At 49.1% G+C, this 696-nt stretch carries 1 protein-coding gene; it reads left to right on the forward strand.

What is annotated here, in order from left to right:
* Nucleotides 1–613 (forward strand): polysaccharide biosynthesis C-terminal domain-containing protein (locus DEQ92_RS21120; RefSeq protein WP_199522955.1); only part of this gene is annotated, 613 nt, incomplete at its 5' end.
* Nucleotides 614–696: the final 83 nt, after the last annotated feature.

Genomic DNA, 696 nt, shown 5'->3' on the forward strand with positions numbered 1-696 from the left:
AGCGGAAAACGACTTCGTCAGGCTAGAAGAGCTGATAGAGAGAACATTCGTGCCCTCGCTATACCTCGTGATTCCAGCATTCATAGGAGGTATAATCCTCGGTGATGAGATCCTTGATCTCTGGTTTGCCGTCCAATACCCTCTCATCTACCTAGTTATCATAGGCCTTCTCTTCGAGAAATTGCAACGAGCGATTTTACTTCCGCTTATAGCACCTATGCATGCTGTTGGCCACGTTGATTATGGCGCCTATACAACGATTATCGGAGTAGTAGTAAATATCACAGCTAATCTCGCACTCATCCCACGCTTCGGAGTAGCAGGGGCAGCCCTCGGCACGACGCTTGGAGCTTTCGCGAATACCGCGTCACACGCTTGGCTTCTTTCTACAGAACTAGATATCCGGTTCCCTCTGAAGGCAATCAGCTGGCTGGTAGTTTCAGCGATCCTTATGGGTGTTGGTGTCTATAGTATCACGTCTCTCCTCGACGAGATAGGGCAGCTCTCTCTCGGTGTAATCATCGCTGGTGGAGCGGCCCTCTACGGGGTGATCTCTTTAGCATCGCCCACGATCCGGAGTGAAATCAAGTCGACGGTAAACGCCATCACGTGATTTAATACAGAAGTGGGCAAACCAAGGCTATGACAAACCTCAATAAATACAATCTGCGGAATTTGAAGAGAGTGGCTTCATTC

It is taken from the genome of Haloferax sp. Atlit-6N (assembly GCF_003383195.1).
Lineage (GTDB): Archaea > Halobacteriota > Halobacteria > Halobacteriales > Haloferacaceae > Haloferax > Haloferax gibbonsii.